This window comes from Pseudomonas sp. Z2-11 (assembly GCF_054161305.1).
This window is the reverse complement of sequence record NZ_CP096395.1, coordinates 2,327,586-2,349,460: the sequence shown is the minus strand read 5'-3', so window position 1 is coordinate 2,349,460 and position 21,875 is coordinate 2,327,586. Positions and strand designations below refer to the sequence as shown.

Below are 21,875 nucleotides of genomic sequence, written 5' to 3'. Positions count from 1 at the left end.
TTGCGGGCCGCTTTCGCGAGCAGGCTCGCTCCCACAAGTGATCACTGGGTCACCCGCGATCCAATTGTGGGAGCGAGCCTGCTCGCGAAGGCCGCGACTCGGTCTCAACTCTTAAAAACAAGTCTCCATGCTCTCGACCACCCGCAACCCCTCATCCACCAGACACCCCACCCGCCACTTGTCGAACGTCAGACATGGATGGGACGTGCCGAACGCAATGATGTCGCCCACCCGCAGTTCAACGCCCGGCGCCACGCTCATGAACGCATGCTGGTCCATCACCGCGGTCACCTTGCAGCCGCTGACGTCGCCCCCCGTCGCCGATTCCGAACCCGGCGTGTAGCGCTTGAGCGGCACCGGCAACCCGGCGTCGTAGGCCACGTCGCGCTTGCCCAGGGCAATCACCGCAAAGCCCGGCTCCGGCAGCGATTGCACGTGGGCCCAGACTTCCAGCGCTGGACGCAAGCCTTCGTGCAGGTCACTGCGGCGCTCCAGCACACAGCATTGCGCCTCCTTGTAGATGCCATGGTCGTGGGCCACATAACTGCCGGGTCGCAACACGCTGAGGAAGCGCCCGTGGGCATTGCGCGCCTCGAAGGATTCTGCGATCAGGTCGTACCAGGCCGAACCCGAGGCGGTGATGATGGGTTTGTCGTTGGCAAACGCGCCGCTGTCCTGCAACTGCATTGCCAGCCCTACGAGGGACCCGGCGAACGCCCGGATGCCGCTGATGGCGTGATCGCCGTGGATCACCCCTTCGTAACCTTCGATACCGGTCAAGGCCAACGCCGGTTGCGCACCGATGGCCTCGGCCAGCGCAAGTACCTCGGCTTCGGTCCGGCAACCACAACGACCGCCGACCACGCCGTACTCGATCATCACGTTCAACCGTGCGCCGCGCGAAGCGAAATAAGCCCCCAGCTCGGCGACGTTGTCCGGATGATCCACCAGGCAGTGGAATTCGAACGCCGGGTCGGCCAGCAGATCGGCGATCAGCGCCATGTTCGGCCGGCCTACCAATTGATTGGCCATCAGCACCCGGCGCACGCCATGGGCGTAGGCGGCGCGGGTCTGCACTGCGGTGGCCAGGGTCAGGCCCCAGGCACCGGCCTCAAGCTGGCGACGAAACAGCGTCGGAGTCATGCTGGTCTTGCCGTGGGGCGCCAGCTCGGCGCCGCTGTCGCTGACGAACTTCTGCATCCAGCGAATGTTGTGCTCCAGCGCCTCGCGATGCAGTACCAGGGCCGGCAGGCTGACATCGCGCAGCAGATGGGCGCCCTGGGAAGCGGCGCCCTTTTCGACACCGGCGTTAACAATGGCAGAAGACATGTTCAAACTCCTCATACAGCCGCGGCTGTCTATTCGTTGATGCGACGGGCCAGGTTGTTGGCGCTCTCGATCAGCACCCGGCGGTAGTCGGCATAATTGTTCTTGGCGTCAGCCCTCGGGGCGACGATGCACAGCGTCGCGATGGCCACGCCACTGGGGTCTCTGACCGGCGCGGCGAAGCAATGCGTGAAGGTGTCGGCCACACTGTCGAAGGAGAAAAATCCATCGACACCGGCCTGGCGGATTTCCTTGAGAAACTGCTCCAGGGGCAAACGCTCGCCGCCCGGCAGGATGAAGTCGTCGGGGTCGATCAGGTCGACGATCTGCTGGTCGCTCAGATGCGCCAGCAGCAGGCGCCCGGACGCGGTCCAGGGGATCGGCGCGTTCTCACCGATGTCCGAGGAAATGCGAAAGTGCCGCTCGCCTTCCTTCATCAGCGCGACGGTGTATTTGCGCCCGTTGAGCAGGCACATCTGCGCGGTTTCGCGGGTCTGGCGGACGATCTCCTGCAAGGCCTGGTCGGCCTCGCGGCTGAGGTCGAAATGCCGCAGGTGCGCCTGCCCGAGAAAATACAACTGCCGCCCCAGGTAGACGTGGCCGTCCTTGCCGACCGGCTCGAGAATGCGCCGCTCGAGCAGCGACGCCACCAGTTCGTAGACCGTGGACTTGGGGCTGCCGATGCCGCTGGCAATATCGTTCGGGCGCAGCGGCTGGCCGATTTCCTTGAGGAAATCGAGGATATCGAACGCCCGATCCAATCCCCGGGCCCGGCGTTTGATGGTGTCTTCGGTCATGTCTGCGGTTCCTGAGATCTCAATTTTCATCGGGCAAAAAACCCTTGTGGCGAGGGAGCTTGCTCCCGCTCGGCTGCGCAGCAGTCGTAAAAATGGGCCTGCTGCGCAGGCCAGCGGGAGCAAGCTCCCTCGCCACGGAAAGTGGCCTCGCCAGAATATCGTGTTCAGGCCTTTTTCTTGTAGGCGATGCAATCGATCTCGACCTTGCAGTCAACCATCATGCTCGCCTGCACACAGGCCCGAGCCGGGGCGTGTTCGGGGCTGAAGTATTCGCCGAAGACCTTGTTGAAACTCCAGAAATCCCGCGGGTCATCCAGCCAGACGCCGCAACGCACAACATCTTCCAGGCCATAGCCGGCCTCTTCGAGAATGGCGATCAGGTTCTTCATGGTCTGGTGCGTCTGCTCGACGATGCCGCCAGCGACGATCTCGCCATTCACCGCGGGCACCTGGCCGGACACGTGCAACCAGCCATCGGCCTCCACGGCGCGAGCGAAGGGCCGCGGCTGCCCGCCGCCCGCGGTGCTGCCGGTGCCATAGCGCGTAATGCTCATGAGTTACTCCTTATTGGATGGACTTAAAAACGGGTGTTCTTGAGAAATTCCGCCAGGCGCGGCGATTGAGGGCGCTCGAACAATTCCTTCGGCGGCCCCTGCTCTTCGATGCGGCCCTGGTTCATGAAAACGATCTTGTCGGAGACCTCGAAGGCAAAGCGCATTTCGTGGGTCACCAGCAGCATGGTCATGCCGTCTTCGGCCAGGCCCTTGATCACGTTCAGCACCTCGCCGACCAGCTCCGGATCCAGGGCCGAGGTCACTTCGTCGAACAACATCAGGCTGGGGTTCATCGCGATCGCCCGGGCAATCGCCACGCGCTGCTGCTGGCCGCCGGACAACTGACCGGGAAAGTGATCGCGCCGTTCCAGCAGGCCGACCCGCTGCAGCCATTTCTCGGCTAGGGCCACCGCTTCGTCCTTCGGCAGTTTTTTCACTTTGAGCAGGCCCAGGGTGACGTTCTGTAAAGCGCTCAGATGCGGGAACAGGTTGAATTGCTGGAAGGCCATCCCGGTCATGGCCCGGTGCCGGGCGATGACTTTTTCGGCGTGACGCACGCGCTTGCCGTCCACCTCGTCATAGCCGATGGACTCGCCGTCGAGCACGATCCGCCCGCCCTGGAATTCTTCGAGCATGTTGACGCAACGCAGCAGCGTGGTCTTGCCCGAGCCACTGGAGCCGATCAGCGTCACCACGTTGCCGCGCTGCATGCTCAGGTCCACGCCCTTGAGCACTTCCAGCGGGCCGTATTGTTTGCGCAGGCCGCGAATGTCCAGCAGCGGTTGCGCGTTTGAAAGGGAAACGTCAGTCATGGCAAGGCCACCCGCTTTTCAATGTGCCGCCCGAGCAATTCGATGGCGTAGTTGATGATGAAAAAGAGAAAACCGGCGAACAGGTAGAACTCCAGGGTCATGAAGGTCCGGGCGATGATCTGCTGGGTGCTGAGCAGCAGTTCGGCGACACCGATCACCGACAGCAGCGTCGAGGCCTTGACGATCTCGGTGGAGGAGTTCACCCAGGTCGGCAGGATCTGCCGCAAGGCCTGGGGCAACAGCACATAACCGAGCGACTGGAAAAACGTCAGGCCGATGGCCTGGCTCGCCTCCATTTGCCCACGCGGCAAGGCCTGCAAGGCACCGCGCACGATCTCGGCCACGTGGGAGCCGCAGAACAGCGTCAATCCGAGGACGCCAGCCTCGAACGCACCGATCTGCCAACCCAGGGCCGGGGCCATGTAGAAGCAGGCCAGTACCAGCACAAATACCGGCGTACCGCGAATCAGGTCGACGTAGAAACGAAACGGCGCGCGCATCCAGACCCGGCCATAAGTCAGCGCCAACCCGGCGACGACGCCGATCAAGGTGCCCAACACAATCGCCAGGGCCGAACATTGCACGCTGGTCAGGAAACCGGCCCACAAAGTCTCCCGGGCGACCCACAACTCCTGCAACCAACTAGGTGATTGGTACATGGAACGCTCCTAACGGCGGATCGCCAGGCGCTGCTCGAAGTAACGCAGCAACATGGCGATGAGGTAACAGGCCGCGACATACAGGGCCGTGGTGACCAGCCAGGTTTCAATCACCCGGTAGCTTTCCACGTTGATCTTGCGGGCATAGTAGGTCAGCTCCGGCACGGCAATCGCCGCCGCCAGCGAGGTGTCCTTGAACAGCGAAATGAAGTTGTTGGACAACGCCGGCAGCACGTTGCGCAGCATCACCGGCACGGTGACGTAGGCCTTTACCTGCCATTCGCCCAGGCCGATCGCCAGACCTGCCTCCCGCTGCCCTTTGTGAATACTCACCAGGCCGCCACGGAACACTTCGGTGAGGTAGGCCCCGGCGTACAGCGAAAGCGTGATGACGAACGACGGCAGCTTGTCCAGGCGAATACCCAGGCTCGGCAAGGCGAAGTAGATCAGCAGGATCAGCACAAGGATCGGCGTATTGCGGATCACCGTGACATACACCGAGGCCAACAACCGCAGTACGCGGTGCTTGCTCAACAGCGCGAACGCCAGCAGCAGGCCGATCACACAACCGATGGCGATCGACACCAGCGCGAGGGAAAGCCCCAGGCCAAGCCCCGCCAGCAGCGTGTCGAAATCGCGCCAGACGGCGGCAAAGTTCAACTGATAATTCATGGTCGGCAGTACCTTCGACGGGGCGCCCAACGCTGGCGCCCCGGGCTCACTGGGTCATTTGTATTCAACGGGAAAACCGATGGCCGGCGATGGCAGCTCGACGCCGAACCACTGCTTGAACGACGCAGCGTAGGTCGGGAATTCCACACCGGTCATGGCTTCATGCAGCGCAGTGTTGACGAAGTTCAACCAGTCCTGGTCGCCGCGCTTGACCGCGCAGGCATAGGTTTGCGGACTCCAGGCGTAGGCCGGGCTGCGGTAGCGACCGGGGTTCTGCACCATCAGGTATTTGACCGAGGACTGGTCGGTGGCAGCGGCATCGGCACGGCCGGAGTTCACCGCCTGATACATCAGGTCGACGCTGTCGTACTGGTCGACCTTGGCCTGGGGCAGCGCCTGGTGCACAAGCTCTTCGGCGTAGACGTTCTGCAGCACCGCCACGGTGACGTCATCGCCGGCAGCCTTGAGGTCTTCGATTTCCTTGAATTTGCTGTTGGCCGGCAGTAGCAGGCCTACCCCTTCGCGGTAGTACGGCAAGGTAAATGCCACCTGTTGGGCTCGGCTGGCGGTGACCGTAATGAACTGGCAGCTCATGTCGACCTTGTCGGTCAGCAGGTTGGGAATCCGTGCATCGGAAGACTGCACCACGAACTCGACTTTTTCCGGGTCATTGAACAAACCCTTGGCGACGATCCGCGCGATATCGATATCGAACCCCTGCAACTTGCCATCCGCTCCCTGGAAGTGCCACGGCGCATTGGTGCTGCCCGTGCCCACGATCAATTTCCCGCGTTGCAGCACGCTGTCCAGCTTGCTGTCGGCCGCCTGAGCGACACCCATGGCAGCCGTCGTGGCCGCGAAGAGAAAAACACACGCTTTGAACAAGGAAGGTCGGCATTGCATGGCAAGCACTCCAGGATGAGTTTATTCCGCTATACCGGAACATGGTATGTAACAACGGAATAGACAGCAGAAAGTGTGCCACAGGCTTGATGTGCATGGGTGGGAAAAATGGAATGTGAGGAAAATCAACGAGATGGAAAAATACAACGCCAGAGGGCACCCCGGCGGGTCGCTGCGTGGTTGCTACCGTTGGCCACGGATGCGGGTAGCGAGGCCCCAAATCGGTGCTGCTGCGGGTGGCTAGCCTTGGGGGAGCGAGCCTGCTCGCGATGGCGGTGTTTCAGCCGACAACGATGCCGACTGACCTGACGCTTTCGCGAGCAGGCTCGCTCCCACTTGGATTTGCGGCGCCTTGGGAAGGAGTCGGTCTATTTACGCTTGTAACTCTTGCTGCCGCCGGGTGTGAGGCAATAGACCCCGCCCCGGGGACCGACGCAATAATTGCCGCTGCCGCATTGGCAGCCGTCTGATGACTTGAGCAGCGATTGCGGGCGAGCCTCATTGCGAAGCCCCAGCACAGCGGAACAGGACCTTTTCGAAGCACTGATGGAGCCGTCGTTGCACAGGAACGTATCGCCGTCACATCCGGCAATGCCGCCCTTGCGTCCGGAACACGGCTGGTTGGCAGCGATGGCCGAAGTGCCCAGGGCCAACAACAGGACCGCGACACCGGTGCGAAGCAGAAAGAACTTTCCGTGACAGCGCTTCATGACAGCTTCCAGGCTGATAGATGGCCCTATGCTAGCACTGGGGTCGTTCGATGTCCTCAAGCCGCTCCATCATGGCTTCATACTCTTTGGCAGGGACACAGTAAAAAGCCGGCTCGTTACGATTGAGGATCGCTACAGATAGTCCTCCGCCTGCAGCAACGGTGCCCATGGGGTTTTTCTTGAGTTCGGAGATGCTGGCTACCACTTGAGAAAGCACGATATGGGTCATGAGATATCCTCGAGCACTTTTAATGGTGCTAAAAATAGCACTCCAAACCGGCTCTCGCTACTGCTCAACGCCCGCAAAACCTCACCCTGGACAACATCCGCAGATCCCCCTCGCGGTAATAGTCGTCGCTCCAGCTGTCATCCACCGCCAGCGGCTTGACCTGCTTGAGGGCGAGTTTTTTCGCGAAGTAGCGAAAGCGGTAATGCTCGTAGAAACGCAGCAGTTCGAGCCCGTAGCGGTCGGCCAGGTCGGTGTCGCCCTGGATGATGAGGTAGTTCTCGTCGTTGTCGTTGCTCGCCGCGATGCTGAGATTATGGCTGCCGCTGATAATGGTCGGCGCATCGCTGGTGAAATCGGTGACCACCGCTTTGGTATGCACCAGCAGGTTGCCTTTCTGGCCTTTCATGTTTTCCCTGAGCCAACCTTCCAGGCCAGTATTGAGCAGCGCGGTGGCGGCGAATTCGGCGGTGCGGTCGGCGTGAAAACCGCTGATGCGGCTGGTGGTATTTTGCAGGCCGTAGCGCAGCACGTCGTCATTGGGTTGGCCGAGCAAGGCATCGAGGATCCGGTCGGGCAAGGCAAACGCCGTGACGAACAGCAGGTCCTTGCGCGCACCGTCGATGATGTCGACGAAGCGATCCAGATCGCCCTGCCCGGTACGCGGCGAGAAACCGGCGAACAGTTTCTCGTCTGCATCCATGGGGTTGTTGCGGGTCAGCCATTGGCGCGTGGCATCGACATCCTCCGGTGTGGCCCAGATCTGCTCGAAGACCTGAAGGTAACTGGCGCTGATGCGCGGGTCGTCCAGCACATGAATGACATTGGCCTGGCGGTAGATGCCATTGGCGGTGAAATTGGTGCTGCCGCACAGCACCGCCTCGGGTTTCAGCGACGCGTTGCCTTCGACTTTGCTCAACACGATGAACTTGTCGTGGAAGATATTGTGGGTGACCCGCCCACGCTTGTTCGCCGCTGGCAGTTTTTCCAGGCTGGCTTCGTTGCGCAGCGTACCGTCACCCCCCGGTTCGGCGTGGTAGAGCACCCTGACCCGTGCACCACGGGCATGGGCAGCGTTCACCGCACCGACGATCACCGGTAATTCGTACTCATAAATGGCGACGTCCAGCGCCCAGCTGGCATCGAGCGCCCGATCGATGAACCCGGTCAGGCGTCCCAGCAAGCCGTTTTCCAGCCAGCGCCGCGGCGCGTCGGGCCAGTCGTCGATGGACAGGTTCTTGTTGGCGTCAATGAGTGCGTCCAGTTCGGGAAACTTGCGCTGGAACGCCTGGCTGGCGGCCACCGCGCGATTGAAGATGACCCGCTGGTTGGCCGGCTGGCCGTCATCGCTGGTCACGCTCACTTCGAGGGATTCGCCCAGTTGCGGCGCATCGGCGCTGCCGTAGGCCAGGTGCACGCGGTAATGAATCGTCACGCCAGGGTTGACGGCGTAATCGGCCCAGCGAAATTTCTGCAAGGGCGCCTTGTCGCTGGGCGTGGCATGGAACTGGGGAAAGGTGTGGGCCTTGTCGGGGAACGTCAGGCTGTTGAACAGGAACAGCCAGGGCTTGGCGCCCTGCTGTTTCTCGATGGCAAAACCCAGCAGCCCTTTGCGCCGGGGCTCGGCCAGGTCCATGGCGAGCAACACGCCGTTGGTGCCGGCATAGGCCTTGACCCGGAAATCGTCCTTCGCGTTGGTGACCAGTACGCGCATGGTTCACTCCTGTGGAGACTGCCTGAGCATAGAGCAGTGATGCAGATTGAACATAGAGGTCCGGGACCGAGGTGATGCCTTCGCGAGCAGGCTCGCTCCCACATTGGTTTCGCTGTGGACACATAACCAGTGCAAGCCCCGTCACCCTGTGGGAGCGAGCCTGCTCGCGAAGGGGCCTGCCGTTACACCGCAAAGTTCAGTCAGTGCGCTTCATCGATATGCCGATACTCAGCGCCCAACTGCTCCGCCAGTTGCCGCGCCCGGCCCAGGCGAATCGGCCCGCGCTCGATGTCGATCAGCAGGCACGGGCATTCGAGAGGCGGCACGCCCAGCCCGTCCTTGACTCGTCCATCGGTCATCAGCAACACCCGCTGCTGCTCCGCCGGGTAGCGCTTGCGCCGAATCATGAGCCAGCGCTGTGCCTCGTCCAGCGCCGCCAGCAACGGCGTGCCGCCGCCGGCGCCCAGCGCGTAGAGCCAAGCGCCCAGGCCAGTGGAGGCCTTGAGCCCCTGCACTTGCCACGTCGGGGCGACGCCGCTGGCCGTCAACAGCGCCAACCGTGCACGTTGTCGGTAGGCGTCATCGAACAGTTGGGCCAGCAGGCCCTTGCCGTCACTCAAGGCGCGATGGCGACGGGTCGAGGCCGACGCATCGACGATCACCAGCCACAGCTCATGGGCGGAACGCTGCCGCCATTTGAAACGCAAATCGGCCAGCAGGCGTGGATGTCCCTTGAGCAACGTGCCCGGCCAATCCACCGCGCCGCTGGCGGCCGCTTTGCCGTGGCCTTGGCGGCCCTGGTCGAGCCGTCCCGGGCGGGGTCTGGCATTCGCCCCCACGGGCGACCGGGGGCGAATGCCTAGGGCTTTTTTGGCCAGCTCGGCACGTCACGCCGGGCACCGGTCGGCAGCGCGCGGGCCGGCAGGTCACCCCATTGGCCCTGGCCTTCGCCGGACTCGCTCGCTTCATTCGGGCGCGGCGGCGGTGCCTGGGACGGCGCGGGCGCCTGGGTCGCAGGGTCGCGGCGCCGATGGCGCAAGGCAAACTCGGCGACGGCGTCGATGTCTTCGGCCGCGATGGTGTCCGCGCCACGCCAGGCAGCATGAGCGCGGGCGGCCCGCAACCAGACAAGATCGGCGCGCAAGCCATCGACCCCAGCGGCGAAGCAACGCTCGGTAATCTGCTCCAGCGCCGTGTCATCCAATGGGATCCCGGCCAACCGCGCGCGCGCCTGTTGGCAGCGTTCACGCAACTGTCGTTGGGCGGTTTCCCACTCGGCGCAGAACGCCGCCGGATCGCTGTCGAAATCCAGCCGCCGCCGAATGATCTGCCCGCGCTCGGCAGGTGCCGTGTGTCCGTCAAGCGCCACGTTCAGGCCGAAACGATCGAGCAATTGCGGACGCAGTTCGCCCTCCTCCGGGTTCATGGTGCCGATCAGCACGAAACGCGCCGGATGCCGGTGGGAAATGCCGTCGCGCTCGATCAGGTTGGTGCCGCTGGCGGCGACGTCCAACAGCAGATCCACCAGGTGATCCGGCAACAGGTTCACCTCATCGACATACAGCACGCCACCGTCGGCCTTGGCCAGCACGCCGGGGGAAAATTGCGCGCGCCCTTCCCCAAGTGCGGCATTCAGGTCGAGAGTGCCCACCAGCCGCTCTTCGGTGGCGCCCAGTGGCAAGGTCACGAACTGACCGCTTGCCAGCAGATCCGCCAGGCCCCGGGCCAGCGTGGACTTGGCCATCCCCCGTGGACCTTCGATCAGCACACCGCCGATCTTCGGATCGATCGCCGCCAGGCACAGGGCCAGTTTCAGCGCATCGGCGCCGACCACGGCGGAGAGGGGAAAATGGGCGGTGTCGGTCATGTTGAATGTCTCATGGATGTAAAAACGTCCCCGTGGCGAGGGAGCTTGCTCCCGCTGGGCTGCGCAGCAGCCCCAACAACCTGAGGTCTCGGCGTTTTTCTGGATGACGGATGACGACTGCTGCGCAGCCGAGCGGGAGCAAGCTCCCTCGCCACAAAAGCCCGGCAGTCATCGGCAAATCAGTCATCTTCTTCGATATCCAGCAACAGATTCTCCAGCGCCTCGCGATAGTCGCCCGGTTCCTGCCACATCCCCCGCTGCTGGGCTTCGAGCATTCGCTCGGTCATGTCCCGCAGGGCGTCGGGGTTGTGCTGGCGGACGAAGTCCCGGGTATCCGGATCGAGCAGGTAGGCATCGGCCAGCAAGGCGTACTGGTGATCATCGATCAACTGCGTGGTAGCGTCGAAGGCAAACAGGTTGTCCACCGTCGCCGCCAGTTCGAACGCGCCCTTGTAACCGTGGCGCTTGACGCCGTCGATCCACTTCGGATTGGCCGCGCGGGAGCGGATGACCCGGTTGAGTTCTTCCTTCAGGGTGCGGATTTTCGGCAAGTCCGGCTGGCTGTGATCGCCGTGGTAACTGGCAGCGGCTTGGCCACTCAGGGTTTCGACGGCGGCGAGCATGCCGCCCTGGAACTGGTAGTAATCGTTGGAATCGAGCAGGTCGTGCTCGCGGTTGTCCTGGTTCTGCAACACCGCTTGCACCTGACTCAGGCGCCGGCTGAACTGAGCCCGCGCGGCGGTGCCTTCATCAACGGCGCCGTAGGCGTAGCCGCCCCAGTTGAGGTACACCTCGGCCAGGTCCTCGCGGCTCTGCCAGAGACGTCCGTCAACAGCGCCCTGCACGCCCGCGCCATAGGCGCCGGGCTTGGCGCCGAAGATCCGCCAGCCGGCCTGGCGTGTCGCGTCTTCCAACGGCAGTCCGGCTTGCCGCAAGGCTTCGCGCTCGCTGCGGACCTTCGCCGCCAGCGGGTTCATGTCGTCCGGCTCATCGAGGGCCGCAACGGCCTGCACCGCCGCATCGAACAGGCGGATCAGGTTGGCGAAGGCGTCCCGGAAGAACCCCGAGACCCGCAGCGTCACATCGACCCGGGGCCGGTCCAGCAGGCTCAACGGCAGGATTTCGAAATCGTCGACGCGCTGGCTGCCCGTGGCCCACACCGGGCGCACGCCCATCAGCGCCATGGCCTGGGCAATGTCATCACCACCGGTGCGCATGGTCGCGGTGCCCCACACCGACAGACCGAGCTGGCGCAGGTGATCGCCGTGGTCCTGCAAGTGCCGTTCGAGGATCAGGTTGGCCGATTGGAAGCCGATGCGCCACGCCGTGGTGGTGGGCAGGTTGCGCACGTCGACGGAGAAAAAATTGCGTCCGGTCGGCAGCACATCCAGGCGTCCACGACTCGGCGCACCGCTGGGGCCGGCCGGCACGAAGCGTCCACCCAGGGCATCAAGCAAGCCGCGCATTTCCGCCGGGCCACAGGCGTCGAGACGCGGCGCGACGACGCAGCGCAGGTGTTCGATGATGCAGCCCACCGCGTCCCAGCCCGGCGCGTCGAGCTGCTTGACCGGACCTTCCAGGGCCTGTTCGATCAACCGCGCGGCGAACAGCTCCAGGCGCTCGCGGGTGTCGCCGACGCTGCGCCAAGGCTCGGCGCTGACCTCGCCCAGGGCCTCGGGTCGCGTCCCGGTCCAAGGCTCGGCCAAGGCACAATCGAGCGGATCGAACCCCAGCCCGAACGCCTTCGCCAAGGCCCGCAACAGGCTCGACTGCGCACCCTTGCCGTCGCCACGGGGAATACGCAGCAACGCCAGCAAGGTGTCGATACGCAACCGTCCGCCAGGCGACTCGCCGAAGATATGCAGGCCGTCGCGAATCTGCGACTCCTTCAGGTCGCACAGGTAGGTGTCCAGGCGTGGCAGCCAGATCGCCGCGTCGGCGTCGCTGTCGAGAGCGGCGTCGAGTTGCAGTTCGCGGTCGATGTGGGTCTCGCGCACCAGGCTGAGAATATCCCGTTGCAGCTCCCGGGCGCGGCGCGGGTCGAGCAGTTGCGCCTCGTAGTATTCGTCCGCGAGCAGTTCGAGGTTGCGCAGCGGCCCGTAGGTTTCGGCCCGGGTCAGCGGCGGCATCAAGTGATCGATGATTACCGCCTGGGTGCGTCGCTTGGCCTGGGCGCCCTCGCCCGGGTCATTGACGATGAACGGGTAGATGTTCGGCAGCGGTCCGAGCAGCGCGTCCGGCCAGCAATTTTCCGAGAGCCCGACGCCCTTGCCCGGCAGCCATTCGAGATTGCCGTGCTTACCGACGTGAATCACTGCATGGGCGCCGTAGGTGTGGCGCAACCAGAAGTAGAACGCCAGGTAACCGTGGGGCGGCACCAGGTCCGGGTCGTGGTACACCGCGCTCGGGTCGACTTGATAACCGCGCGCCGGCTGGATGCCGATAAACGTCAGGCCCAGGCGCAAGCCGGCGACCATCAGCCGACCTTGGCGGAACATGGGGTCCTGCTCGGGCGCGCCCCAACGGGCCAATACCGCGTCGCGATTGGCCTCGGGTAGCGCGTCGAACATGGCTTGATAGGCGTCCAGGGCCAGGCTTTGATGACACGGTCGCAAATCCAGGCTGTCGAGATCGTTGCTGACGCCGCCGAGCAATTGCTGGATCAACGCGGTGCCGCTGGCCGGCAGCTCGGCCGACAGCGGATAGCCCTCGGCCTGCAGGGCGCGGAGGATATTCAGCGCCGCCGCCGGCGTGTCCAGGCCGACACCGTTGCCGATGCGCCCATCACGAGTCGGGTAGTTGGCGAGAATCAGCGCCACGCGCTTTTCGCGGTTGGGCAGACGCGCCAGCGCCGTCCAGCGCCGGGCCAGCTCGGCAACGAAATCCATGCGCTCGGGCACCGCCCGGTAGCAGACCACATCGCTCTGGCTGCGCTCGCTGCGCCAGGCCAGGTCCTTGAAACTGATGGGCCGGCTGATGATCCGTCCATCCAGTTCCGGCAGGGCGATGTGCATCGCCAGGTCGCGTGGCCCCAGGCCTTGTTCGCTGGCACGCCAGCCGGGCTCATTGTCCTGCGCGCAGATCGCCTGGATCACCGGGATGTCGCGGCGAAACGGCCGCAGATGCGGTGCTTCAGGGCTGGATTGGGCGAAGCCGGTGGTGTTTAGAATCACCCCCGCCGCTGCCTCGTCCAACCAATCTTCCACCTGTGCCAGACAACCTGGCTCCTTGAGGCTGGCCACGGCAATTGGCAGCGGATTGAGCCCCGCCGCTTGCAGGCGCTGGCAGAATACGTCGATGAAAGCAGTGTTCGCCGCTTGCAGGTGTGAACGATAGAACAACACCGCCGCCACCGGTTCGTCGGCGCGCCAGTCGGTTTGCCAATGATCGAGGGTCGCGTGGGTTTGTTCGGGGTGGTAGATCGCTGTGCGCGGCAAGGGCTCCGGTTCGGCCCACGGATAATCGCGCGCAAACCATTGGCTGCCGAGGTGATTGAAAAGGTTCAGGGCATTGGCCAATCCGCCCTGGCGCAAGAACTGCCAGAGCCGGTCGCGATCCTCGAACGCTACGTTGCTCAGGTCGCTGAGCTCCGGGTCGGGGCGATCATCCCCCGGCACCAGGATCAGCTTCACGCCGCGCGCGGCCAGTTCCATCAGGCGCTCGATGCCGTAGCGCCAATAGCCGATGCCACCGTGCAGCGACAACAGGATGACCTTGGCGTGGCGCAGTACGTCGTCGACATACAGGTCCACCGAGGCGTGGTTCTGCACCTGCATCGGGTTGGCGAGGCGAAACTGCGGGTAGTCGTCCGGCAACTGCCCCGCCGCTTCGGCCAGCAGCGCCAGGCTGGAATCGCCGCTGCACAGGATCACCAGCTCGGCGGGGGTTTGTCCGAGGTCGGCGATGTTGTCATCCGACACAAAACCGCCGGGCTGGGTCCTGAGCAGGTGCATGGCTTAGACGCTGAGGGCGGCGCGCAGCTGCGCTTCAAGCAGCCCGGCATCCAGCGCCTGGCCGATCAGCACCAGCCGCGTCACCCGCGCTTCGTCGGCGCCCCACTGGCGGTCGAAGTGCTTGTCGAAGCGCGTGCCGACGCCCTGAATCAACAAGCGCATCGGCTTGTTCGGGATCGCCGCGAAACCCTTGACCCGCAGCACGTCATGCTGGATCACCAGTTGCGTCAGCGCGTCCAGCAGCAGGCTTTCATCGGCCTGGGGCAGTTCGAGGGAGATCGAGTCGAAGGCGTCATGATCGTGGTCGTCATCATCACCGTCATGGTGGTGATCGTGGTGGCTGTGGCGACTGTCGATGTGCTCTTCGGAGCCGGCGCCCAGGCCGATCAGCACGTCCAGCGGCAGGCGACCGCTGCTGGCTTCGATGACCTTGACCGCTGGCGGCAATTCTTCGGCGACTTCCAGGCGGACTTTTGCCAGGTCTTCAGGGCTGATCAGGTCGGCCTTGTTGAGGATCACCAGGTCGGCGCTCGCCAGTTGATCGGCGAACAGCTCGTGCAGCGGCGATTCGTGATCCAGGTTCGGGTCCAGTTTGCGCTGGGCATCGACCTGGTCGGGGAACGCGGCAAAAGTACCGGCGGCCACGGCCGGGCTGTCGACCACGGTAATCACCGCATCGACCGTGCAGGCGCTGCGGATTTCCGGCCACTGGAAGGCCTGGACCAAGGGCTTGGGCAGGGCCAGGCCAGAGGTTTCGATGAGGATGTGGTCGAGGTCGCCGCGACGGGCCACCAGTTCGCGCATCACCGGAAAAAACTCTTCCTGCACGGTGCAGCACAGGCAACCGTTGGCCAATTCGTAGACCCGGCCGTTGGCTTCTTCTTCGGTGCAACCGATGGAGCACTGCTTGAGAATCTCACCGTCGATACCGAGCTCGCCGAATTCGTTGACGATCACCGCGATGCGCCGGCCCTGGGCGTTGTCGAGCATGTGCCGCAGCAAGGTGGTCTTACCCGAGCCGAGGAAACCGGTGACGATGGTGACGGGGAGTTTGGCCAGTGTTTTCATCGGATGCCCTTTGGCAAGGTGGCGGGCAAACGGGACGACAACCGCTGGCACAGACGCGCGCGGAAGATTTCGCCACCGGATCACCCCGCCCGGTTGTAGTGAGAATCTGTTGTCGAGGCAGGTCTCCTGGCTGACGGCGGGCCGGTCCACGCTTCATACAAAGCCTGGACCGACAATTTGCTGCGCCTTCCCGTGCGCCCGTTGAAAAAGGGCATGCACAGTGGCCTTGCAGAAACAGCACCGTTCACAGTTGCGGGGGCAGCCGCGGCTTGGACCGCGTTCCCTTCTTAGCTTCGGCGTACGCCAAAGAACCTCGAAGGCGCAAGGCTACGCAGGGTGCGCGGGCGGGTCAATGTCCTTGAGGCAAACTCCGGGGCCGGTGCCTCATCGTCGGCACCGGCACGGCCGATCTAGCGGGCCGCCACGCGCCAGAGCCGGGCGATGTCCCGCGCGCGCTCGGCCAACAGGCGTGGCGCATCGGTGCAGGCCTGTTGAAGTGTCATCGGCCCGTTCGCCAGGGCAAAGGCGGCATCGATGCCATGCTCATACAGCGCCTGGTAACCCTCCCCCAACGTGCCGGCAATGACCACTACCGGTACACCTTGGTGTCGGGCAATGCGGGCCACGCCAAAAGGCGTCTTGCCGCGCAGGGTCTGCGCATCGAAACGGCCTTCGCCGGTGATGACCAGATCGGCCCCGTTGATCGCCTCGGCCAGGCCGGTCAATTGCGCAACGACTTCCACGCCGGTGCGAAACCGGGCCTGGAGAAAGGCCTTGGCCGCGAATCCCAGGCCTCCGGCGGCGCCACTGCCCGGTTCGTCGCGCACGTCCCGGTGCAACGCCTGGGCGCAGTGCTCGGCGAAATGCCCCAGCGCGCGATCCAGTTGCTGCGCCTGCTCGGCAGAAGCGCCCTTCTGCGGGCCGAACACCGCTGAAGCGCCATGGGGCCCGCACAAGGGGTTATCGACGTCGGCGGCGATCTCGAAACGCACCCCGGCCAGGCGCGGGTCCAACTCGCTCAGGTCAATGCGCGCCAGTTTCCCCAGGGCCAGGCCGCCGGGCGGCAGCGATTGGCCCTGTGCGTCCAGCAGCGCCACGCCCAGAGCCTGCATCGCCCCGGCACCGCCGTCGTTGGTGGCACTGCCGCCGATCGCCAGGATCACGCGACGGGCACCCTCATCGAGGGCGGCGCGAATCAGTTCGCCGGTGCCGAAGGTGCTGCTGGAGCACGCGTCGCGCTGTCCCGGCGGCACCAGTTGCAGGCCGCTGGCCTCAGCCATCTCGATGATCGCGGTGCCGCTGTCGGGCAGCCAGCCCCAGCGGGCCTCGACAGCGGCGCTCAAGGGCCCGCGAACCAGGGCGCGACGCCATTGGCCGTTGCACGCCGCCAGCACCGACTCCACCGTCCCTTCCCCGCCGTCGGCCATCGGGCATTTGATCAACTGCGCATCCGGCCAGACCTCGGCCAACCCTTGGGCAATCGCGTCCGCCACGCCCTGGGCGCTGAGACTGTCCTTGAACGAGTCGGGGGCGATGATTATTTTCATTTTTGTTCTCCGGTTCCGATGCACAGCATGCTGCCAGCTGACCGCAGCCCTGACGCCGGTCCGCCGCACAAAACTCCTTGGGCATTATTGGTCAATTTCACAAAAATGGCGGTTCGGCATTGCTGGCCTCTTCGCGAGCAGGCTCGCTCCCACAAGTATTTCTACTGGATATGGGATCACAGCAGATCCAATGTGGGAGCGAGCCTGCTCGCGAAGGGATCACGCCGGATAATTTTGATCATGGGGCAACAGTTGGACGCCTAGATACAACGCCAGCATCCCATCCAGCCGCAGCGGGTCCACGCCGCTGAGCTCGGCGATGCGTTCCATGCGATAGCGCAGGCTGTTGCGGTGGATGCCCAGCGCGTCGGCGCAGGCCTGGCTCTGGCCGTCGTGTTCGCACCAGCTGCGCAGGGTGGCCAGGAGTTGTCCGTTGTTGTCCTTGGCGATCACCTTGCGCAGCGGTGTCAGCAACTCGTCCAGCGCATCGTCGCTGCGATGGCGCCAGAGCAGCACCGGCAGGCGATAACGATTGAGGATCAACAGGCGCGACTGCGGCAGGACATCACGGCCGTAAGCGAGCAGGTCCGCCACACGCCGGTAGCAACGGCGCAGGCCGGTCAGACCCTCGGCCTGACCGCCCACCGCCACCCTGAGGATGTTCCAGCCCAGCCCGTCGAGCTTGCCGAGCAAGCGCTCGTTCTCCACCGAAGCCGTGACCGGCCGGCACCAGAGCAAAGAAGATTTGGATGAGGTCAGGCACCAGCTGTCCGGGTAGCGCGACATCAGCCACGCACTCAGCGCCTCGACCGTTTGCCCGGGCCCATGCTCCTGGCCCAATTCAAACAGGTACGGCACCCGCGACAGCTGCGGCTTGAGGCCCATCTGCAGGGCTTCGTCGAGCAACCGTGGCGAATCCCCGGCATCACCCAGCAGCAGCGCCAGCAAATCATCGCAACGTTGGCGCCGCCATTGCTGCTCGGCCTGCTGGTTGCGCTGGGCGAGCAGCATTTCGGCGGTCATGCGCACCAGCTCGGCGTAGGTGCGCAATTGCGCGGGCTCGCCAGTGATACCGAGCACGCCGATCAGCCGCTGGTCGAGCATCAACGGCAGGTTGATTCCTGGCTGCACGCCCTTGAGGTGCACGGCGGTGTGCTCGTCGATTTCCACCACCCGCCCATTCGCCAGGACCAGCTGCGCACCCTCGTGACGGGTATTGATGCGCTCGCGCTCGCCGCTGGCGAGGATCAGGCCCTGGTTGTCCATGACGTTGACGTTATAGGGCAGAATCGCCATCGCCCGGTCGACGATGTCCTGGGCCAGGTCGTGATCGAGTTCGAACATGGGCGACTCCTTGTGAGCAGGGTTCTTGTTATTGGGAGTAATGCTTCAGCGCGATTGGTCAGCCGCACAGGGTCCGCGCCCAAACCCTGTGCCCCGGCACAAAGACACGGGCCCTCAGGCTGGCCGAGACTCAAGGGGCGGTCAACGTTACCCCTTGGCACGCCAAAATCATAATAAAGAGAGACCCGCCATGTCCCAGAGCGCAGCAGCCCTCCTGGCTACCCCCGACGAAAAAAATACCGTCTACAAGCGCATCACCCTGCGCTTGATCCCCTTCATCTTCATCTGCTACCTGTTCAACTACCTGGACCGGGTCAACGTTGGCTTCGCCAAGTTGCAGATGCTCGATGCGCTGAAATTCAGCGAAACCGTGTACGGCCTTGGTGCCGGGATCTTCTTCATCGGCTACGTGCTGTGTGGCGTGCCGAGCAACCTGGCACTGACAAAATTCGGCCCGCGGCGCTGGATCGCGCTGATGATGATCACCTGGGGCACGCTGTCGACCTGCCTGCTGTTCGTCACCACCCCGACCGGGTTCTATACCTTGCGGCTGTTCACCGGTGCAGCCGAGGCCGGGTTCTTCCCTGGCGTGGTGCTGTACCTCTCGCAGTGGTTCCCGACGTTCCGTCGCGGCCGGATCATGGCGCTGTTCATGTCGGCCATCCCGGTGTCGGGCCTGCTCGGCAGCCCGTTTTCCGGCTGGATCCTCAACCATTTCGCCGCTGGCCAGGGTGGCCTGGCGGGCTGGCAGTGGATGTTCCTGCTGCAAGGCGTGCCGACGGTGATCCTCGGGGCCCTGGCGTTCTTCCTGCTCAGCGACACCTTCGCCAATGCCAAATGGCTGACCGACCATGAGCGCGCCGTGCTCACCGCCGACCATGCCGAAGACCTGGCCAACAAGCCGAAGACCACCACCGATTCCCTGGCAGCCGTGTTCAAGAACCCGGCGATCTGGGCCTTCGGCCTGGTGTACTTCTGCATCCAGAGCGGCGTGTACGCGATCAACTTCTGGCTGCCGTCGATCATCAAGAACCTGGGTTTCAGCGATAACCTGGTGATCGGCTGGCTGAGTGCGATCCCCTATCTGCTGGCGGCGGTGTTCATGCTGCTAGTGGGCCGCTCGGCGGACCTGCACAAGGAGCGTCGCTGGCATCTGGTCGTGCCGATGCTGATGGGTGCGGTCGGGCTGCTGATCGCCGTCAATTTCGCCACTACGCCGGCCATCGCCATCCTCGGCCTGACCATCGCCACCATGGGCGCCCTCACCGGCCTGCCGATGTTCTGGCCGGTGCCCACCGCCCTGCTCAGCGCGGGAGCGGCGGCCGGCGGTCTGGCGCTGATCAATTCCATGGGCCAGATGGCCGGCTTCCTCAGCCCGTACCTGGTGGGCTGGGTCAAGGACGCCACCGGCTCGACCGATGCGGCGCTCTATGTGCTGGCGGCAGTGATTGTCTGCGGCAGCCTGCTGGCGTTGCGCATGACGCGCACCCTGCGGGGCTGACGCGGTTTGCCTGCTGTGGGAGCGAGCCTGCTCGCGAAAGCGCTGTGTCAGTCACTGTAGAGGGTGCCTGGAAGTACGCCTTCGCGAGCAGGCTCGCTCCCACATTGGATTTTGCCGGGGTATAGAAAACGGTTGGATCCACACGGCGGTTCTGGTATTTGATGGGACCTTTCCCATCGATAAAAGGATCTTGTCCATGAGCTACCGCACGCTGGGCCATTCGGGGTTGCAAGTCTCGACGCTGACCCTGGGCACGATGATGTTCGGTGAACAGACCAGCACCGAGGATTCGCTGCGGATCATCGACAAGGCCTGGGACCAGGGCATCAATTTCATCGACACGGCCGATGTCTACACCAACGGCCGTTCCGAAGAAATCGTCGGCGAGGCGATTGCCAGCCGGCGCCACGAGTGGGTGCTCGCCACCAAGGTCGGCTTCGGCCCGCCGGACGGTGTGCCCAACCGCAGCGGCTTGAGCCGCAAGCATATCTTCAACGGCATCGAGGCCAGCCTGACGCGCCTGGGCACCGATTACCTGGACATCTACTACCTGCACCGCGAAGACCACAACACGCCATCAGGTCACGGTGTCGGCCATCGGCGATCTGATTCGCCAGGGCAAGATCCGCTACTGGGGCCTGTCGAATTACCGCGCCTGGCGCATCGCCGAAGTGATCCGCATCGCCGACAGCCTGGGCGTCGATCGGCCGGTGATCAGCCAGCCGCTGTACAACATCGTCAACCGCCAGGCGGAAACCGAACAGATCACCGCCGCGCAGAACTACGGCCTCGGCGTGGTGCCCTACAGCCCCCTCGCCCGAGGTGTGCTCAGCGGCAAGTACGCACCCGATGTGGCACCGGATGCCAACAGCCGCGCCGGACGCCAGGACAAGCGCATCCTGGAAACCGAATGGCGGGTCGAATCCTTGCGCATTGCCCAGCAGATCCAGCAATACACCCGGGATCGCGGCGTCGGCATCGTCGAGTTCGCCATTGCCTGGGTATTGAACAACCGTGCCGTCACGTCGGCGATCGTCGGACCGCGCACCGAAGAACAATGGGACGCGTACACCAGGGCGCAAGCGGTGCGGATCACGGCGGATGACGAAGCGTTCATCGATTCGCTGGTGACACCGGGGCATGCTTCGACGCCGGGCTTCAACGACATCAGTCATTTCGTGTCGGGCCGCGTGCCGCATACGTCGTAATATTCAACGCATGACCCCGTGGCGAGGGAGCTTGCTCCCTCGCCACGGGTAAACAACTCCCTGCTGCAATTCCAATAACAAGAGGCATCAGTGTCCAAAGGCATCGCTCTATCGGTATCGGCCTCCGCCCTGTTCGCGGTCATGTACTACTACACCTCGCTGCTCGCACCGCTGACCGGCCTGGAGATATTTGGCTGGCGCATGCTGCTGACGATGCCTTGCATGACGGCGTTCATGCTGATTGCACGGGAGTGGAAGCTCGTCGCCAATCTTGTCGAGCGCCTGGTCGCCACACCGCTTCTGCTGCTCGGGGCGATGGCGTCTTCAGCGTTGATGGGCGCGCAGTTGTGGCTGTTCATGTGGGCGCCGCTCAACGGCTACAGCCTGGACGTGTCGCTGGGTTATTTTCTGCTGCCGCTGTCGATGGTCCTGACCGGGCGCATCGTCTATGGCGAGCGACTCTCGCGCTTTCAGAAAGTCGCCGTGTTGCTCGCTACGCTCGGCGTGTTCAACGAGCTATGGCAAGTCGGTGGTCTGTCCTGGGCGACCCTGTTGGTCGTGCTGGGCTATCCGCTGTATTTCATCCTGCGCAAACGCATCCGGACCGACAACCTGGGCGGTCTCTGGCTGGACATGGCCCTGATGCTGCCGTTGGCCCTCTGGTTCGTGCAGAGCGGAGCGCAAGGCTTTGGTGTCTTCAACCAGTACCCGTGGCTGTCGCTGCTCATTCCGGTACTTGGCGTCATCAGCGCCTCGGCGTTGGTGGCGTACATCGTTGCCAGCCGCTTGCTGCCGCTCGGCCTGTTCGGGCTGTTGAGTTATGTCGAGCCGGTGCTGCTGCTGGGCGTGGCGCTGCTGCTGGGGGAAAGCATCGAGGCTGAGGAATGGCTCACCTATATCCCCATCTGGCTGGCGGTGGCCGTGCTGGTGCTGGAAGGCTTCAGGCACCTGGTGCGGCAGCGGCGCCGGGCTTAAGGCTACCCCCGCCCCTGTGGGAGCGAGCCTGCTCGCGAA

At 63.9% G+C, this 21,875-nt stretch carries 17 protein-coding genes, 2 pseudogenes and 1 riboswitch; of the genes and pseudogenes, 3 read left to right on the top strand and 16 right to left on the bottom strand.

Annotation, left to right across the window (positions count from 1 at the left end; genetic code table 11):
* Positions 1 to 111: 111 nt before the first annotated feature.
* From M1E16_RS10645 to M1E16_RS10570, 16 genes and pseudogenes are all read right to left on the bottom strand, one after another.
* The gene (locus M1E16_RS10645) at positions 112 to 1,329 is read right to left on the bottom strand and encodes an amino acid deaminase (RefSeq protein WP_458129851.1); all 1,218 of its coding nucleotides are present in this window, start codon (positions 1,327 to 1,329) and stop codon (positions 112 to 114) included.
* 29 nt (positions 1,330 to 1,358) lie between these two features.
* Complete coding sequence (locus tag M1E16_RS10640) at positions 1,359 to 2,123, bottom strand: IclR family transcriptional regulator (protein ID WP_458129850.1); 765 nt, start codon at positions 2,121 to 2,123, stop codon at positions 1,359 to 1,361.
* Between the two features lie 164 nt (positions 2,124 to 2,287).
* Positions 2,288 to 2,677, bottom strand: coding sequence for a RidA family protein (locus M1E16_RS10635; RefSeq protein WP_434603969.1), 390 nt, complete (start codon positions 2,675 to 2,677; stop codon positions 2,288 to 2,290).
* Between the two features lie 23 nt (positions 2,678 to 2,700).
* Positions 2,701 to 3,489 (bottom strand): amino acid ABC transporter ATP-binding protein, encoded by a 789-nt coding sequence (locus M1E16_RS10630; RefSeq protein ID WP_305495315.1) that lies wholly within the window; start codon positions 3,487 to 3,489, stop codon positions 2,701 to 2,703.
* Positions 3,486 to 4,148 carry an amino acid ABC transporter permease gene (locus M1E16_RS10625; RefSeq protein WP_434568886.1) on the bottom strand — a complete coding sequence of 221 codons (663 nt, stop codon included), beginning with the start codon at positions 4,146 to 4,148 and terminating at the stop codon, positions 3,486 to 3,488. Before M1E16_RS10625 ends, M1E16_RS10630 begins: the two co-directional genes overlap by 4 nt.
* Positions 4,149 to 4,157: 9 nt before the next feature.
* Entirely contained in the window at positions 4,158 to 4,820 is a 663-nt protein-coding gene (locus tag M1E16_RS10620) for an amino acid ABC transporter permease (RefSeq protein ID WP_434568887.1), read from the bottom strand.
* Positions 4,821 to 4,874: 54 nt separating this feature from the next.
* Complete coding sequence (locus M1E16_RS10615; protein ID WP_434568888.1) at positions 4,875 to 5,723, bottom strand: transporter substrate-binding domain-containing protein; 849 nt, start codon at positions 5,721 to 5,723, stop codon at positions 4,875 to 4,877.
* A 368-nt stretch (positions 5,724 to 6,091) separates the two neighbouring features.
* Complete coding sequence (locus tag M1E16_RS10610) at positions 6,092 to 6,433, bottom strand: YdcA family protein (RefSeq protein ID WP_458129849.1); 342 nt, start codon at positions 6,431 to 6,433, stop codon at positions 6,092 to 6,094.
* Positions 6,434 to 6,479: 46 nt separating this feature from the next.
* A pseudogene (locus tag M1E16_RS10605) lies at positions 6,480 to 6,662 on the bottom strand (type II toxin-antitoxin system Phd/YefM family antitoxin); the annotation flags it as partial.
* Positions 6,663 to 6,726: 64 nt separating this feature from the next.
* Positions 6,727 to 8,373, bottom strand: coding sequence for a phospholipase D-like domain-containing protein (locus M1E16_RS10600; protein ID WP_458129848.1), 1,647 nt, complete (start codon positions 8,371 to 8,373; stop codon positions 6,727 to 6,729).
* A gap of 200 nt (positions 8,374 to 8,573) precedes the next feature.
* Positions 8,574 to 9,212 carry a vWA domain-containing protein gene (locus tag M1E16_RS10595; protein ID WP_458129847.1) on the bottom strand — a complete coding sequence of 213 codons (639 nt, stop codon included), beginning with the start codon at positions 9,210 to 9,212 and terminating at the stop codon, positions 8,574 to 8,576.
* 20 nt (positions 9,213 to 9,232) lie between these two features.
* Positions 9,233 to 10,240: an ATP-binding protein gene (locus tag M1E16_RS10590; RefSeq protein ID WP_458129846.1), complete on the bottom strand. Its 1,008-nt coding sequence runs from the start codon at positions 10,238 to 10,240 to the stop codon at positions 9,233 to 9,235.
* A gap of 179 nt (positions 10,241 to 10,419) precedes the next feature.
* Positions 10,420 to 14,193, bottom strand: coding sequence for a cobaltochelatase subunit CobN (cobN, locus tag M1E16_RS10585; protein ID WP_458129845.1), 3,774 nt, complete (start codon positions 14,191 to 14,193; stop codon positions 10,420 to 10,422).
* A gap of 3 nt (positions 14,194 to 14,196) precedes the next feature.
* Positions 14,197 to 15,261: a cobalamin biosynthesis protein CobW gene (cobW, locus tag M1E16_RS10580; protein WP_305495327.1), complete on the bottom strand. Its 1,065-nt coding sequence runs from the start codon at positions 15,259 to 15,261 to the stop codon at positions 14,197 to 14,199.
* Positions 15,262 to 15,360: 99 nt separating this feature from the next.
* Positions 15,361 to 15,592, bottom strand: a riboswitch (cobalamin riboswitch).
* Between the two features lie 79 nt (positions 15,593 to 15,671).
* On the bottom strand, positions 15,672 to 16,808 hold the full coding sequence (locus M1E16_RS10575) for a glycerate kinase (protein WP_458129844.1): 1,137 nt from the start codon (positions 16,806 to 16,808) through the stop codon (positions 15,672 to 15,674).
* 219 nt (positions 16,809 to 17,027) lie between these two features.
* Positions 17,028 to 18,152, bottom strand: coding sequence for a sugar diacid recognition domain-containing protein (locus M1E16_RS10570; RefSeq protein ID WP_434568895.1), 1,125 nt, complete (start codon positions 18,150 to 18,152; stop codon positions 17,028 to 17,030).
* A gap of 190 nt (positions 18,153 to 18,342) precedes the next feature.
* On the opposite strand from M1E16_RS10570, the gene M1E16_RS10565 reads away from it, so the two are divergent.
* The 3 genes and pseudogenes from M1E16_RS10565 (at position 18,343) to rarD (ending at position 21,836) form a co-directional block, all read left to right on the top strand.
* Positions 18,343 to 19,653 (top strand): MFS transporter, encoded by a 1,311-nt coding sequence (locus M1E16_RS10565; protein WP_434624456.1) that lies wholly within the window; start codon positions 18,343 to 18,345, stop codon positions 19,651 to 19,653.
* Positions 19,654 to 19,849: 196 nt separating this feature from the next.
* Positions 19,850 to 20,861 (top strand): annotated as a pseudogene (locus M1E16_RS10560) (aldo/keto reductase).
* 90 nt (positions 20,862 to 20,951) lie between these two features.
* Positions 20,952 to 21,836, top strand: coding sequence for an EamA family transporter RarD (gene rarD / locus M1E16_RS10555; RefSeq protein ID WP_458129843.1), 885 nt, complete (start codon positions 20,952 to 20,954; stop codon positions 21,834 to 21,836).
* The last annotated feature ends 39 nt before the right edge of the window (positions 21,837 to 21,875 follow it).

Excerpts from the sequence above, each read along its gene's own strand:
- cobW (WP_305495327.1), bottom strand. The coding sequence starts at position 15,261 with ATGAAAACACTGGCCAAACTCCCCGTCACCATCGTCACCGGTTTCCTC.
- M1E16_RS10630 (WP_305495315.1), bottom strand. The coding sequence starts at position 3,489 with ATGACTGACGTTTCCCTTTCAAACGCGCAACCGCTGCTGGACATTCGC.
- M1E16_RS10575 (WP_458129844.1), bottom strand. The coding sequence starts at position 16,808 with ATGAAAATAATCATCGCCCCCGACTCGTTCAAGGACAGTCTCAGCGCC.
- M1E16_RS10570 (WP_434568895.1), bottom strand. The coding sequence starts at position 18,152 with ATGTTCGAACTCGATCACGACCTGGCCCAGGACATCGTCGACCGGGCG.
- M1E16_RS10635 (WP_434603969.1), bottom strand. The coding sequence starts at position 2,677 with ATGAGCATTACGCGCTATGGCACCGGCAGCACCGCGGGCGGCGGGCAG.
- M1E16_RS10640 (WP_458129850.1), bottom strand. The coding sequence starts at position 2,123 with ATGACCGAAGACACCATCAAACGCCGGGCCCGGGGATTGGATCGGGCG.
- M1E16_RS10600 (WP_458129848.1), bottom strand. The coding sequence starts at position 8,373 with ATGCGCGTACTGGTCACCAACGCGAAGGACGATTTCCGGGTCAAGGCC.
- M1E16_RS10610 (WP_458129849.1), bottom strand. The coding sequence starts at position 6,433 with ATGAAGCGCTGTCACGGAAAGTTCTTTCTGCTTCGCACCGGTGTCGCG.
- M1E16_RS10615 (WP_434568888.1), bottom strand. The coding sequence starts at position 5,723 with ATGCAATGCCGACCTTCCTTGTTCAAAGCGTGTGTTTTTCTCTTCGCG.
- M1E16_RS10565 (WP_434624456.1), top strand. The coding sequence starts at position 18,343 with ATGTCCCAGAGCGCAGCAGCCCTCCTGGCTACCCCCGACGAAAAAAAT.
- cobN (WP_458129845.1), bottom strand. The coding sequence starts at position 14,193 with ATGCACCTGCTCAGGACCCAGCCCGGCGGTTTTGTGTCGGATGACAAC.
- M1E16_RS10590 (WP_458129846.1), bottom strand. The coding sequence starts at position 10,240 with ATGACCGACACCGCCCATTTTCCCCTCTCCGCCGTGGTCGGCGCCGAT.
- M1E16_RS10625 (WP_434568886.1), bottom strand. The coding sequence starts at position 4,148 with ATGTACCAATCACCTAGTTGGTTGCAGGAGTTGTGGGTCGCCCGGGAG.
- M1E16_RS10645 (WP_458129851.1), bottom strand. The coding sequence starts at position 1,329 with ATGTCTTCTGCCATTGTTAACGCCGGTGTCGAAAAGGGCGCCGCTTCC.
- M1E16_RS10620 (WP_434568887.1), bottom strand. The coding sequence starts at position 4,820 with ATGAATTATCAGTTGAACTTTGCCGCCGTCTGGCGCGATTTCGACACG.